The sequence below is a fragment of the Pandoraea aquatica genome, from assembly GCF_902459565.1.
Classification (GTDB): Bacteria; Pseudomonadota; Gammaproteobacteria; order Burkholderiales; family Burkholderiaceae; genus Pandoraea; species Pandoraea aquatica.
In genome coordinates this window covers 224064-238695 of the sequence record NZ_CABPSN010000006.1, presented here as the reverse complement: position 1 = coordinate 238695, position 14632 = coordinate 224064, and the positions used below count along the sequence as shown (strand labels likewise).

The 14632-nt window shown below is 64.4% G+C and carries 12 protein-coding genes; 10 read left to right on the top strand and 2 right to left on the bottom strand.

The window, feature by feature from the left end:
• Positions 1–125 precede the first annotated feature (125 nt).
• From PAQ31011_RS20005 to PAQ31011_RS19985, 5 genes are all read left to right on the top strand, one after another.
• Positions 126–1574, top strand: coding sequence for an FAD-binding oxidoreductase (locus PAQ31011_RS20005; RefSeq protein WP_150577464.1), 1449 nt, complete (start codon positions 126–128; stop codon positions 1572–1574).
• Between the two features lie 224 nt (positions 1575–1798).
• Positions 1799–2842, top strand: a complete 1044-nt coding sequence (locus tag PAQ31011_RS20000; protein ID WP_174990213.1) for an ABC transporter substrate-binding protein — start codon at positions 1799–1801, stop codon at positions 2840–2842.
• Between the two features lie 45 nt (positions 2843–2887).
• Positions 2888–4000 (top strand): ABC transporter ATP-binding protein, encoded by a 1113-nt coding sequence (locus tag PAQ31011_RS19995; protein ID WP_150577463.1) that lies wholly within the window; start codon positions 2888–2890, stop codon positions 3998–4000.
• Between the two features lie 106 nt (positions 4001–4106).
• Positions 4107–5831, top strand: a complete 1725-nt coding sequence (locus PAQ31011_RS19990; protein ID WP_150577520.1) for an ABC transporter permease subunit — start codon at positions 4107–4109, stop codon at positions 5829–5831.
• A 54-nt stretch (positions 5832–5885) separates the two neighbouring features.
• On the top strand, positions 5886–6797 hold the full coding sequence (locus tag PAQ31011_RS19985; RefSeq protein ID WP_150577462.1) for a dihydrodipicolinate synthase family protein: 912 nt from the start codon (positions 5886–5888) through the stop codon (positions 6795–6797).
• 66 nt (positions 6798–6863) lie between these two features.
• Here PAQ31011_RS19985 and PAQ31011_RS19980 read toward each other — a convergent pair whose 3' ends face one another.
• Positions 6864–7724: an IclR family transcriptional regulator gene (locus tag PAQ31011_RS19980; RefSeq protein ID WP_150577461.1), complete on the bottom strand. Its 861-nt coding sequence runs from the start codon at positions 7722–7724 to the stop codon at positions 6864–6866.
• A gap of 139 nt (positions 7725–7863) precedes the next feature.
• Between PAQ31011_RS19980 and PAQ31011_RS19975 the strand changes: the two genes are divergently transcribed.
• The 5 genes from PAQ31011_RS19975 to PAQ31011_RS19955 all read left to right on the top strand — a co-directional run bounded on the left by PAQ31011_RS19975 (position 7864) and on the right by PAQ31011_RS19955 (position 13804).
• Complete coding sequence (locus PAQ31011_RS19975) at positions 7864–9093, top strand: alpha-hydroxy acid oxidase (RefSeq protein ID WP_150577460.1); 1230 nt, start codon at positions 7864–7866, stop codon at positions 9091–9093.
• Between the two features lie 103 nt (positions 9094–9196).
• The gene (ppa, locus tag PAQ31011_RS19970; RefSeq protein WP_039399943.1) at positions 9197–9724 is read left to right on the top strand and encodes an inorganic diphosphatase; all 528 of its coding nucleotides are present in this window, start codon (positions 9197–9199) and stop codon (positions 9722–9724) included.
• A 199-nt stretch (positions 9725–9923) separates the two neighbouring features.
• On the top strand, positions 9924–11060 hold the full coding sequence (locus PAQ31011_RS19965; RefSeq protein ID WP_150577459.1) for a GNAT family N-acetyltransferase: 1137 nt from the start codon (positions 9924–9926) through the stop codon (positions 11058–11060).
• Positions 11061–11239: 179 nt separating this feature from the next.
• The gene (locus PAQ31011_RS19960) at positions 11240–13354 is read left to right on the top strand and encodes an NAD(+) synthase (protein ID WP_150577458.1); all 2115 of its coding nucleotides are present in this window, start codon (positions 11240–11242) and stop codon (positions 13352–13354) included.
• Between the two features lie 111 nt (positions 13355–13465).
• Positions 13466–13804, top strand: a complete 339-nt coding sequence (locus PAQ31011_RS19955; RefSeq protein ID WP_010805431.1) for a P-II family nitrogen regulator — start codon at positions 13466–13468, stop codon at positions 13802–13804.
• Positions 13805–13919: 115 nt separating this feature from the next.
• Here the strand turns inward: PAQ31011_RS19955 and PAQ31011_RS19950 are convergent, their stop codons facing one another.
• Positions 13920–14540, bottom strand: a complete 621-nt coding sequence (locus PAQ31011_RS19950) for a trimeric intracellular cation channel family protein (protein ID WP_039403915.1) — start codon at positions 14538–14540, stop codon at positions 13920–13922.
• Positions 14541–14632: the final 92 nt, after the last annotated feature.

Below are 14632 nucleotides of genomic sequence, written 5' to 3'. Positions count from 1 at the left end.
TTGATCACATCGAATCGCCAGACGGGCGTCTGGCATGGCACTTCAAGTCGCTACGAACCGTCGGGGGCAACGACGGACGATTGCGGCGAGGCAGTCGAACCGAAGCATTCAGGAGCAGGCAGGCGATGAACGACGCTGTGACCCAAGAGACGCTGTTGACCCCGCTGTTGACCCGGTTACAGGAAGCACTCGGCGCGGACGCCGTGCTCACGGGTGAGTCGGACACCGCCGGCTATACCGAAGACTGGCGCGGCCGTTATCGGGGCGAGGCGCTGTGTGTCGTGCTGCCGTCGTCCACCGAACAGGTGAGCGACATTGTGAAGCTGTGTGCAGCGGCCGGTGTATCGATCCTCCCGCAGGGCGGGAATACCAGCCTGTGCGGTGGCGCAGTGCCGCCGACCCACGGTCCGGCGCCGGTCATTCTGAATCTGGCGCGCATGCGTCATATCCGCCAGGTCGACGCCGCCAACGGCTCGATGGTTGTCGAAGCTGGGTGCATTCTGAACACCGTGCAAGATGCGGCGGCCGACGTCGGGCGTCTGTATCCGGTGAGTCTCGGGGCCGAAGGCTCGTGCCAGATCGGCGGCACGCTCTCGACGAATGCGGGCGGCACGAGCGTGCTGCGTTACGGCAATACGCGCGAGAACGTGCTGGGTCTCGAAGTCGTGCTGGCCGACGGCACGATCTGGGACGGTCTGCGTGCGCTGCGCAAGGACAACACCGGCATCGATCTCAAGCATCTGTTCATCGGCGCGGAAGGCACGCTCGGTATCGTCACGGCGGCCGCGCTCAAGTTGCATCCATTGCCCACCCATCACTCGCTCGCGTGGTTCGCGCCGCGCGACCCGGCTGCGGCGCAGCAAATTCTCGGCATGTTCCAGAACGCCTGCGGCTCGCGTCTGTCCGCGTTCGAAATCATGAATCGTCACCAGCTCGATCTGGTGCTGGCGAACGTGCCGAACCGTCGTAACCCGCTCACCGATGCCCATGCCTGGCACGTGCTTGTCGAACTGGGCGACACGCGCGATGCCGAGGGGCTGGAAGCGGTGCTCACCGAAACGCTGGGCGCAGCCATCGAGCAGGGGCTCGTGGAAGACGCCGTCATCGCCGCAAACGAAACGCAGCGCGCCGATCTCTGGGAAGTGCGCCATAGCGTGAGCGAAGCGAACAAGAAGGCCGCCATCGGCCTGACCACCGACTGCGCAGTGCCGGTGTCGAGCGTGCCCGAATTCATCGACGCGTCGACGCGCGCCGTGCACGCCATCGTGCCGGGGCTCGACATCGCCATCGTCGGTCACATGGGCGACGGTAACGTCCACTTCATTCCGATGTTTTCGTTCGACGCATGGGCGGCGCTGGCCGACAGCGCGGCCATGGGCGACGCGATGCGTGCTGCGGTCAACGACGTTGCCGCGCGTTTGTCGGGCACCTTCAGCGCCGAGCATGGCGTCGGGCAAACGGGCCTGCCGTTGATGCAGCGCTACAAGGCTCCCGCTGAACTGGCGCTGATGCGCACGGTGAAGGCGGCGCTCGATCCGAACCAGTTGTTCAATCCGGGGCGTCTCGTTCCGTAAGCGTCGCGCACGGATCCACACACACGCTTTTCAAGTTTTTGCTGTTTGTTTTGCCATAACTGCGCGCGCGGCGGCTGTTGAGTCCTTCAGCCCGCTGTCCGTCGCCGCGCCCACCCTCCCAGTCAAGACCGGAGACCATGATGAAACGCAAGACCTCCGCAAGCCCGCTCGATACCGCCAAGAAAAGCGACGCGACGCTCGCACAACCGGGCCGTCGCACGGCCATGAAGTCGGCCATCGTCGGCGCGGCCGCCGTCGCCTTCCCGTTCGTGTGGACGCCCTCGCGCGCCGCCTCCAAGCGCATCGTGGTGCGTGACGACGGCGGTATCTACACGAAGGCGTACGACGCCGTGTACTACAAGCCGTTCGCCAAGGCGACGGGCATCGAGGTCGTCGGCGTGCAGGCCAATGCGGAGCCGACCGCGCAGATCAAGAGCATGGTCGAAGCCGGCAGCTACACGTGGGATATGGCGAAGATCAGCCAGCCTGCGATTTTGCTGCTGACGTCGGGCGGCAAGGAGTATCTGGAGCGTCACGGTCTCGAAGCGGACCCGACCATCGCGAAGATTCCGAAGCAATACATGTCGCCGTTCGGCGTGGGCACGAACGTCTATTCGACGGTGCTGGCGTATCGCACCGATGCGTTCAAGGGCCGCAAAGCCCCGTCGTCGTGGGCCGATCTGTGGAACGTAAAGGATTTCCCGGGCCGTCGCTCGATTCGCAAGTATCCGTTCGACACCATCGAGCAGGCGCTGCTCGCCGATGGCGTGGCACCCGGCTCGGTGTATCCGTGCGACTTCGACCGTGCATTCAAGAGCCTGGACAAGATTGCCAAGCAGGTCGCCGTGTGGTGGACGACGGGCGCGCAGGTCGAGCAGATGCTCGGTTCGGGCGAAGTCGACATGGTCGCCACGTGGGCTTCGCGTGCGCAGTCGGCACAGGCCAACGGCGTGCCGGTCGAGATCGTCTGGAACCAGAACATCTGGGGCGTCGATAACTGGTCGATTCTGAAGGGCACGCCCAACGCTGCCGCTTGCCGCGAGTTCATCAAGTTCGCGAGCGATCCGAAGCGTCAGGCAGAACTGGTCAAGTACTTCCCGGCCGGCATGACGCAGCCGGAAGCCTTCAATTACGTGAAGCCCGAGATCGCCAAGAACTGCCCGACGTTCCCGGACAACATGAAGAGCGGCGTGCACATCAACGCGCAGTTCTGGCAGCAGAACCAGAGCGTGGCGCTCGAACGCTTTAACCGCTGGATCCTGACCTGATCCTCACCTGCTGTTCCGTTTCATGTTTTTTGGGGTGCTGATCTCATGACCGTTGCCAATCTTCAAGTTTCGGGCCTGTCCAAGCGTTACGGCGATTTCGTCGCGCTCGCGCCGACCGACCTCGATGTCGCCCAGGGCGAATTCCTGACCTTGCTCGGCCCCAGCGGCTCGGGCAAGACCACTTTGCTCTCGCTCATCGCCGGTCTGTCGCAGCCCGATGCGGGGGCCATCCGCATCAATGGGACCGATGTCACGTACGGCGCGCCGTATGAGCGCGACATCGGCATGGTGTTCCAGAACTACGCGCTGTTCCCCCACATGACTGTGGCGGAGAACATCGCATTCCCGTTGCAGATGCGTCGCACCGACGCACAGGCCGCTCGCAAGATGGTCATGAACGCGCTGGAGATGGTGCATCTGCCGCATGTGGCAGAGCGCTATCCGCGCGAACTCTCCGGTGGTCAGCAGCAGCGCATCGCACTCGCGCGCTGCATGGTCTACCGGCCGTCGATCATTCTGATGGACGAGCCGCTGGGCGCGCTCGACAAGAAGCTGCGCGATCACATGCAGCTCGAAATCAAGCGCATCCACCGGGAGTTGGGCACCACCATCGTCTACGTCACGCACGATCAGGAAGAAGCGATGACGATGTCCGATCGCATCTGCCTGATGAACGCAGGCGAGATCGCGCAACTGGGCACGCCCGACGATCTGTACTTCCGTCCGAAAAGCGTGTTCGTGGCCGATTTCCTCGGCGAGTCGAACCTGCTCGATGCGACGGTGCTCACGCGCACCGGCGATCAGGTGCGCGTGGCCATGCCGGGCGTGAGCGCTGCGAACGGCGCGGGCGCGATGGTCTACGACCCGCAGGTCGAGCAGGGCCGCACGGTCAAGCTGATGCTGCGTCCGCAGAACCTGCATCTGCATGACTCGGACGCTGCCGGTGACGGCATGGCGACGATCTCGGCGAAGCTGACCGACATCATGGTGACGGGCGGTATGACGAAGCTGTATCTGCAATCGACGGCGGCGGGCGGCGAAGCGAGCAAGTCGCTCGTGGCCGCCTTCCCGACGCGCCGTCAGGGCAACCGCTTCGAAATCGGTCAGACGCTGGGCCTCGCATGGCGTGCCGACGACGCCGTGGCGATCGCCGGTTGAGGGGTAAGCCATGAGTGCATCTGCCGTGGTCCGTCCCTCGTCCTCCCAACCCGCTCAGCCGGCCCCGCGCCGGGCGCGCTGGCGCTCGCGCATGCGCCCGTTGCTGATGGCGGCACCGATCGTCATTCTGCTGGCCGTCATGCTGATCTATCCGGTCGGCCAGTTGCTGCTGCTGAGCATTCGCGGCGAGAGCGGTTTCACGCTCGCCGAATATCAACGGCTGTTCGCCTCGTCGGTGTACGTCGAGGTGTTGCTCATCACGCTCAAGGTCTCGCTCTACACGACCTTCTTCGCGGTCCTCACCGGGTATCCGATCGCCTACCGGCTCTCGACGCTTAGCGGCGCGCGCAAGCAACGCCTGCTGTTCTGGCTGCTGCTCTCGTTCTGGACGAGCTTTCTCGTGCGCACGTTCGCGTGGGTGGTGCTGCTCGGCCGTAACGGTGTCGTGAACCGCACATTGCTCGACCTCGGGCTGATCGATCAGCCGCTGTCGCTGCTCTACAGCTTCCCCGCCGTGGTGTTGGGGATGGTGCACGCCCTCATGCCGCTGGCTGTGCTCACGATGCTCTCCGTCATGGAGAACATCGACCGGCGTCTGCCGAGTGCAGCATCGACGCTGGGCGCACGTCCCGGCACGGTGTTCTGGCGCGTGTACTTCCCGTTGTCGCTGCCGGGCGTGGCCGCCGGCGCGCTGATGGTGTTCGTCACGTCCATCGGCTTCTTCATTACGCCGACGCTGCTCGGCGGGCGTCACGAAACCATGATCACGCAGCTCATCATCGATCAGGTAATGCAGGCGCTGAACTGGGGCTTCGCTGGTGCGATTTCGGTGCTGCTGCTTGCCGTGGTGCTGGTCGTGTTCTTCGTCTACGACCGCATGGTCGGTCTGTCGACGATGGCCGGTGGCGCGGGCGATGTAAAGGCAGGCAAGCGCCGTGGCGGCTGGACACGCACGCTCGGCGAGAAGGTGCTCGCGACGCTCGGCACCGCAACCGATCTGTTGCTGCGCGCGTTTCCGAAAGGCCGAGGTACGCAGGCAGAGCAGGGCGACGGTCTGGTGCTGCGTGTGGTCGTCTTCCTGCTCGTCGTGTTCCTCGCTGCGCCCGCGTTGCTGATGATTCCGATGTCGTTCGATTCGGCCTCGGGTCTCGCATGGCCGCCGAAGGGCTTCTCGTTGCAGTGGTACCAGCAGATCTGGGATTCGCCGTTGTGGATGCAGGCGATCACGCGTTCGATGCTCGTGGGGATCGGTGCAGGCTTGCTGTCGATGCTGATCGGTACCCCGGCGGCGTTCCTGCTGGTGCGCGGCGGCATGCGCGGCAAGTCGGCGATGCTCGCCTTCGTGCTCGCGCCCATTGTGGTGCCGCGCATGATCCTCGCCGTCGGCGTGTTCTATTTCTTCGCGAAGATCGGGCTGGTCGGCTCTAGTGTCGGGCTGACGCTCGCGCACACCGTGGTGGCTGTGCCGTACGTCGTTATCACGATGATGGCGGTGCTGCGCAACTACGACACGCGTCTCGATCTGGCCGCGTACAGCCTGGGCGCACGTCCGTGGGCGACGCTGCGCCGCGTGACGTTCCCGATTCTCGGCGCGGGGTTGCTGTCGTCGTTCCTGTTCGCGTTTGCGACGTCGTTCGACGAACTCACGATTGCGCTGTTCACGTCGGGCGGCCTGTCGACCACCTTGCCCAAGCAGTTCTGGGACGAGATCACGATGCAGATCTCGCCGGTGATCGCCGCTGTCTCCACGTGCCTGTTCCTTTTCATCGCCGCACTGATCTGGGTGGCCGAGCGACTGCGTCATCGTGGCCTCGGCAGCCTCGCGACCTGAAGCCCGGATGCGGTATCCGCCCCAACAAACTCACGATTCACGGACGTTTAACTCATGCTTCGCTCCGCACAACTGAAGGGCATTTTCCCGGCCATCCCCACGCCGGTGCACACCGACGACACGATCCACATCGAAGGCGCACGTGCGCTCATGCGTTACCTGCTGGCGCAGGGCATCGACGGCGTGGTACCGCTGGGCGGCACGGGCGAGTACGGCGCACTCTCGCGCGCCGAGCGCGTGCGTATGGCCGAACTCACGGCGCAGGAAGTGCGCGAGCACGGCCGCGACGTACCGGTGATCGCCGGTGTGCTCGACCCCGGCTATCACGATGCCATCGAAGCCGGACGTGACTTCGCCGCTGCCGGTGCCGACGGTCTGCTGGTGCTCACGCCGTACTACACAAACCCGACGCAAGCCGGTATTCGCGATTACTTCCTGCGTTACGCCGACGAATCGCCGCTGCCGATCCTCATCTACGAAATTCCGTATCGCACGCGCATCGCGATTGCACCGGAAGTGCTGCATGAGCTGTCGCGCCACGAGAACATCATCGGCATGAAGGCGTGCAACACCGACATGTGGCATTTCCTGCGCACCATCGCCGGTGTCGACGAGTCGTTTGCCGTGCTGAGCGGCGAAGACACGCTGTTCCCGCTGCATGTGGCAGCCGGTGCGCGTGGCGGGATCGTGGTGACGGCGTCGCTGCTGCCTACCGCATGGCAACGCATCTTCTCGCTGGCGTCCGAAGGCAAGACGGCCGACGCGCTGGCACTACACCGCTCGCTGATTCCGCTGATGAACCTGGCGTTCGCCGAGACGAACCCCGGTCCGATGAAGTCGGTGATGGATCTGATCGGCGTGGACGCCCCGGCGATGCTCGCACCGCTCGTGCCGCCCGCACCGGCGCTGTCGACCGAGCTGCGCGAAGAACTGGCGCGTCAGCTGGCGATTTTCGAAGGACGTTGACGCGTGAGGGCGGTGACGCGTGTCACCGCCTGCGCTCAGGTGCGCCTAGGTGCGCTCAGGTACGGCTTAACGCCGGAACGTCGACAGTCGCGACTTCGAGATCGAGGTCGCGGCGACCTGAATATGCGGGGCGAGTTCGGCTTCTGCGCGCTCACGCGTCCAGCGCGAGGTTGGCACCGAAATGTTGATCGCTGCGACGGCGTGACCGTCGTGATCGGTGATCGGAGCGGCGACCGAGATATCGCCCATCACGGTTTCGTTTTCGACGATGGCGTAGCCGCGACGCGTGGTCTGCGCGATCCGTTCGAGCAGCTTCTTCTCGTCGATGAGCGTGTACGGCGTCATCGGTTCGAGCGCTGTGCCCGAGAGAATTTCGCGCACACGCGCTTCGGGCAGACGCGACAGGATCGCAATGCCCGATGCCGTGAACATCGCGGGCAGACGCGCGCCGACCACAATATCGATGTTCACCAGATGCTGCCCGGGAAAGCGTGCGACGAACACGATTTCGTGCCCGTCGAGTTCTTGCAGGTTGGTCGTCTCGCCCACACGGCGGCTGATGTCGAGCAGATACGGCGACGCCTTGTCGACCAGCTCGTTGGCGCGAATGTAGTTGTACGAGAACTGCAACACCTTGGTCGTCAGCCCATAGGTTCGCGTCTCCGGCACCCGGAAGAGATAGCCGAGGGCTTCGAGCGTATGCACGAGCCGCTGCGTGGCGCTGCGATCCAGATCCGCCGCTTTGGCGATGTCGCCCAGCGTCATGTACCGCGCGGGACCGTCGAAGGCGTGCAGCACCTGAAACGTCTTCTCGGTCGAGCCGACGAAGAGCGAGGAACGCGGGGCGGCGGTGCTCGAAGAGGTATCGCTGGTGGATTGGGTGGCGTCTGTGGCAGAGCGCGACGACCCGGCGGATGAGCGCGGCATGGGTGTGCGGGTTGTTCGGATTGTAATGATTGTGATTGTAATGCAATTGTTTGTGCCCAAGTAGCGAACTTTGCCCGATTTCGGGGCATGCAGAAAGCGATGCTGTGGGGCACGCCAGAACATCAAGACAGGGGGAGCAATGCAGGCGTTTTCCTGCGTGGAGGATTACCGCCGGGCGGCGAAGCGTCGCCTGACGAAGCTGGCCTTCGATTATCTGGAAGGCGGTGCGGAGGACGGCGAGGCGCTGCGGCGCAATCGGGACGCGTTCGGGCTGTGGGGCTTCGCGCCGCGCGTCATGACGGACATCTCCGCAACGTCTAGCGAGACGACCTTCTGGGGACGGCCGAGCGCCGCGCCGATGGTCGTCGGCCCGACCGGCCTGAACGGCCTGTTCTGGCCGCGCGCGGACGAACTGCTTGCCCGCGCCGCTGCGGATGCAGGGTTGCCGTTCGTGCTGTCGACGGCATCGACCTCGTTGCTCGAAGACGTGCGCGCGGCGGTGCCGGACGGCGAGCTTTGGCTGCAACTCTATGTGCAGCAAGACCGGCGCATTGCAGAGAGCATGATGCGCCGGGCGCGCGAGGCAGGCTTTCGAACCCTGATGCTGACGGTCGATACGCCCGTGCACGGCAAGCGCGATCACGACACGCGCAACGGGTTCAAGCTGCCGTTGCGCTTCACGCCGCGACTGGTGGCGGACTGCATGCGACACCCGCACTGGAGCTGGCAGATGCTCATGGGCGGTGCGCCGCAGCTTCGCAACATTGCGCAAAGCGTGGGCGAGCGGGCGGATCTGGCGCGTCACGCAGCGATGCTGAGCCGTCAGATGGACTTGTCGCTCGGTTGGCACGACCTTGCCTGGGTGCGGCAGCACTGGCCTGGGGAAGTGCTGGTCAAGGGCATTTTGACGGTGGAAGATGCCCGTCAGGCGCAGGCCCACGGTGCGGACGGCATCATCGTGTCCAATCACGGCGGACGCCAGTTGGGCAGCACGCTCGCACCGGTCGAAGCGTTGTCGATGATCGTCGACGCGGTTGGCGCGTCAGGTTCGGGCGGCCCTGCGATGTCCGTGTTCATGGACGGCGGCGTGCGGCGCGGGGCCGACGTGGCCAAGGCCGTAGCGCTGGGCGCGAAGGGCGTGCTGCTGGGACGTGCGCCGTTGTATGGCGTGGCCGCGCGCGGCGGGCAGGGTGTGGATGGGGTGCTGGCGTTGCTGCTGAGCGAATTGCGCACGACGATGCAACTGCTTGGCTGCGCAAACGTGGGCGCGCTGACGGCCGAGCGGCTGGTGAAGCTGGCGGAGCTGACGTCGCTGCATGGGAACGGTTCCGGCGGCGCGGGCAGGGCTAAGCGGGCAAACCCGCTATAATGTTTCGCGCCCGATTGCCGTCGGGCGGCGTGGCATCCGGCCGGTCGGCAGGGCATGCGCGTCGCATGGCGGCATGCCAATTTTCATTCACAGGAATGCGATCATGAGCTTCAACCACGTGCCTGCCGGTAAGGACCTCCCCAACGATTTCAACGTCATCATCGAGATCCCGGCGCAAAGCGACCCGGTGAAGTACGAAGCCGACAAGGATCTGGGCCTGCTGGTCGTTGACCGCTTCATCGGCACGGGCATGCGTTACCCGGCCAACTACGGCTTCATTCCGCAAACGCTGGCTGGCGACGGCGACCCCGTCGACGCGCTGGTCGTCACGCCGTTCCCGCTGCTGGCTGGCTCGGTCGTTCGTTGCCGCGCACTGGGCATGCTCAACATGACCGATGAGTCGGGCGTGGACGCCAAGCTGGTGGTCGTGCCGGTCGACAAGATCTGCCCGATGACGGCACACATGAAGTCGATCGACGACGTGCCGGGCTACCTGAAGGACCAGATCAAGCACTTCTTCGAGCAATACAAGGCGCTCGAGAAGGGCAAGTGGGTCAAGGTCGAAGGTTGGGAAGGCATCGAAGCCGCCCACAAGGAAATCACCGAAGGCGTCGCGAACGCGAAGAAGTAACTCCAGTTCGCCAAGCTTGCCGCGTCGTTCGTCGACGCAAAGAAAACCCGGCCATGTGCCGGGTTTTTTGTTGGTCCTGCTTTTCCGTCGGTCGGAGGGGGGCCACACCTTCGTCCTGAAGCCGACGGCAAGTTCGGCGACAATGTCGGCCAGAGGCGGCGCGCCATGCTAAGCCGCTGGTTTGCAAACGAGGTGTGAAGTGAGCAGCGACGTAGTCATCCGTGTAGTGCAATCGATTGAAGACGTGCCGGCAGACGCGTGGAACGCGCTCGCGGGCGACAACCCGTTCGTACAGCACGCGTTCCTCCACGCGATGCACGAGACGGGGTGTGCCGCCAAGCGCACGGGCTGGCAGCCGGCCTATCTGCTCATGCATGCGGACGAAGTGCTCGTCGGCGCGATGCCGCTCTACGTCAAGTCGCATTCCCGGGGCGAGTACGTCTTCGACCACGCGTGGGCCGACGCCTTCGCGCGTCACGGTCTCGAGTACTACCCCAAGCTGTTGTGTGCCGTGCCGTTCTCGCCCGTGACGGGGCCGCGTCTGCTCGCCCGCACGCAGGCGGATCGCGTGGCGCTCGCGCGCGGTGCGATTGCGTTCGCCCGGCAGCTTGAACTGTCGTCCATCCATGTGCTGTTCACGCACGACGACGATCTGGCCGCGCTGACCGAAGCTGGGTACATGCTGCGCGAGGGCGTGCAGTTTCATTGGGAGAACCCCGGCTTTGCCACGTTCGACGACTTCCTCGCGCAGATGAATCAGGAGAAGCGCAAGAAGCTGAAACAGGACCGTCGGCGCGTGCGCGAGGCTGGGGTCACTTACCGCTGGCTGCGCGGTGAGCAGATCGACGACGCCGCGCTCGACTTCTTTTATCAGTGCTACGAAAACACCTACCGAGAGCACTGGAATTCGCCGTATCTGAGTCGCGCGTTCTTCGGGCAGGTGCACGCGACGATGCCCGACGCGCTGCTGCTCGTCATGGCGGAACGTGACGGCGAGCCGCTGGCGTGTGCGCTCAATGTCGTGAGCGGCGACACGATGTACGGCCGCTACTGGGGGACGACGGACTTCGTCTCCGGCATGCATTTCGAGACCTGCTACGCGCAGGGCATCGAGTACTGCATCGCGCATGGGTTGCGCAGCTTCGAAGGCGGTGCGCAAGGCGTGCACAAGATGTCGCGCGGTTTGTTGCCCACGCCGACGTGGTCGGCGCACTGGATTGCCGACGAACGATTCGCGCAGGCCATCGAGGATTTTCTCGACCGGGAGACGTCCGCGATGGACGAGCACATCGGCGAGCTGGAAGCGCATACGCCGTTCAAGCGACCGGCGTCCTGAGCGTTTTCGGGACGTGATCAGGACGTAAGCGGGACGTACAACTGGCGAAGGCAGCCCCCGGCAAGGCGGGGCCTCGCGTAATATACTGACGATTCTTACGCCCGCTTGACTGCCGCCAAACGTCCGCCAGCTATGCTTTTGGTGGCACGGCACAAGGGCGATGCATGGTAGCCGCCGACATGACCAACCGATTTCTCAATCTTTACAATCACGATTTCGCGCGTGTGGCCGTTGGAGTGCCGCAATGCCGCGTCGCCGATCCCGCTTTCAACGCTGCCCAGACCATTGCACTGGCCCGTCAGGCGGATGCCGAGGGCGCGGTGCTCGTCGCCTTCCCCGAACTGGGCATTCCTGCCTACAGCTGCGAAGACCTGTTTCAGCAGCGCGCCTTGCAGGATGCCTGCGACGCCGCGCTGGCCGAGATCGTCACCGCGAGCCGGGAGCTGGGCATTGCGATGATCGTCGGGATGCCGGTGCGTGTGCAGCAGCGCTTGTTCAACTGCGCCGTCGTGGTGGCGCGCGGGCGCATCCATGGCGTTGTGCCCAAGACGTACCTCCCGAATTACAGCGAGTTCTACGAAGCGCGTCAGTTCAACGCAGCGGATGACGCCGGCGTCGATACCGTCGCGCTGCTGGGCAACGACGTGCCGTTCGGTGCGCTCATCTTCGAAGCCGCCGATCAGCCGCTGCTGCGCTTTCACTGCGAGATCTGCGAAGACGTCTGGGTGCCGGTGCCGCCGTCGTCGTTCGCGGCGCTCGCAGGCGCGACGGTGCTCGTCAACCTGTCGGCATCGAACGTGGTCGTGGGCAAGTCGGCCTATCGTCATCAACTGGTCGCCCAGCAGTCGGCGCGTTGCCTGGCCGCCTATCTGTACACCTCGGCCGGGCAGGGCGAATCGACGACCGACCTCGCGTGGGACGGGCAGGCGCTCATCTACGAGAACGGCGACATGCTCGCCGAGTCGGCGCGCTTCGCCAGCGAGTCGCATCTGATCTTCGCCGATGTCGATCTGGAGCGCCTCGCCCGCGAGCGCATGCATCAGACGACGTTCGGTGTGTCGGTGCGCCGTCATGCCGACGAAGTGGCGCGCTTTCGCACGATCAAGGTCGACGTCACCCTGCCGCGCGATGCCGAACTACCGCTCGCGCGTGCGATTGCACGCTTTCCCTACGTGCCGTCCGATGCGGCGCGTCGTGACGAGCGCTGCCACGAGGTCTACAACATTCAGGTGCAGGCGCTGATGCAGCGTCTCGCGTCGTCGAAGATTCAGAAGGTCGTGATCGGTGTGTCCGGCGGACTGGACTCGACGCATGCGTTGCTCGTCTGCGCCAAGGTCATGGACCGGCTCGGCTTGCCGCGCACGAATATTCTGGCGTACACGATGCCGGGCTTCGCGACGAGCGAGCGTACGCTGCGTCAGGCGCGCGAGCTGATGGACGCCGTGGGGTGCACGGCGCGCGAGATCGATATTCGTCCGAGTTGCATGCAGATGTTGAAGGACCTCGATCACCCGTTCGCGAAGGGAGAGGAAGTCTACGACGTCACCTTCGAGAACGTGCAGGCAGGCGAGCGCACCAATCACCTGTTCCGACTGGCGAACCACCTTGGCGCCATCGTGATCGGCACGGGCGACCTGAGCGAGCTGGCGCTGGGCTGGTGCACGTACGGCGTGGGCGATCATATGTCGCACTACAACGTGAACGCCAGTGTGCCCAAGACGCTCATCATGCACCTCGTGCGCTGGGTCGCGGAGACGGGGCAACTGGGTGGTGCGGCGTCGGCCAAAGCGCAGAAGGACGGTAAGGACAGTAAGGGCAGCAAGGACGGACAGCGTCGCAACGTCCTCATCGATATTCTCGAGACGGAAATCAGCCCGGAACTCGTGCCGGGCAAGGCCAACGGCGCGCCCGAGCAGCGCACCGAGCATTTCATTGGCCCGTACGAGTTACAGGACTTCAACCTCTACTACACGCTGCGCTTCGGCTATGCGCCGCGCAAGGTGACGTTCCTGTCGTGGAGCGCGTGGCACGATGCGTCGCAGGGCCGCTGGCCGGATGAGGGGCACGCGTCGCGCAACGCCTACGATCTGGTCGCGATCAAGCGCAACCTGCGCATCTTCCTGGACCGGTTCTTCCGCACGAGCCAGTTCAAGCGTTCGTGCATTCCGAACGCGCCGAAGGTCGGCACGGGCGGATCGCTCTCGCCGCGCGGCGACTGGCGTGCGCCGAGCGATTCGGAGTCGGTGGTGTGGCTGGCGGATCTGGACACGGTGCCGGACGATCCGCACGCGTAAGTCGGCAGGGAGGATGGGGGGCGGGCGCGCTGTCATCGGCGTGCCGTTCCCGGCCCGGTACAATAGCCGGGCGAAATTGCAGAACATTCCAATCAAGATATCGAGGCGACAATGAAACGCGTAACTGCCATCATCAAACCCTTCAAGCTCGACGAAGTCCGTGAAGCGCTGGCCGAAGTCGGCGTGACCGGTCTGACCGTCACGGAAGTGAAGGGCTTCGGCCGTCAGAAGGGCCACACCGAGCTGTATCGCGGTGCGGAATACGTCGTCGACTTCCTGCCGAAGATCAAGATCGAAGTCGTGGTGAGCGCAGCGCAGGCCGAGCAGGTCATCGACGCCGTGCTGGGCGCGGCCCGCACCGGCAAGATCGGCGACGGCAAGATCTTCGTGACCGACGTCGAGCGCGTGATCCGCATTCGCACGGGCGAAGAGGGCGAACAGGCGGTCTGATGGCGGGGTGATCGCCGCAGCGATGCTGTGGCGAGCGCGTCGGAAAAGCGAAGGGCGACGGCTGCGTGAGCGGCGTCGCCCTTTGGCGTTTGGGAGGCGCGCAAGCCTAATTGCTTCAGGATTTGAGGCGGACGTCGAATGCGACGGTGATCAGCCGCACGAAGATCACGGAAAACGCGCTGATCGACAGCGTGTAGACGGGATCGAGGTCGGCATAAGTCAGCGCAATGTAGATCCATCCGCCAATGAACGCACATACGGCGTACGGTCGCGTGTCGCGCAACACCAGTGGCACCTCGTTACAGAGGATGTCGCGGATCACACCGCCGCCCACGCCGGTAATCACGCCCATCATCACCGACATGAACGCCGACATATCGGTCTGTAGCGCGAGCGATGTACCGGACGCGCTGAAGAACCCGAGACCGATGGCGTCTGTAATGAGCAGCACGCGCTCCGTCGCCACGCGCGAGACGAGCTTCAGCACGACGCCGGTGGACAACGACAGCACGAGGATGATGACCGAGTACCACTGATGCTGGACCCAGTAGAAGGGACGGTGGTCGAGCAGCACGTCGCGCAATGTGCCGCCGCCGAAGGCGGTCGCGAAGGCCAGCACGAACGCGCCGACCGGATCGAGATGCTGCTTGCGGGCTTCCGCGAAGCCGGAGATGGCGCACGACAATACGGCGATGGCCTCCATGACGGCCAGGATCGTATGCAGTTGAGCGCTCATCTCGTGAATCATCGGCGAATCCTGTTGGGGACGGTGGACAGTCCCTCGTCAATACGTCGTGATCGGCGGCGAAATCTTCGGTGCCAGCGGTG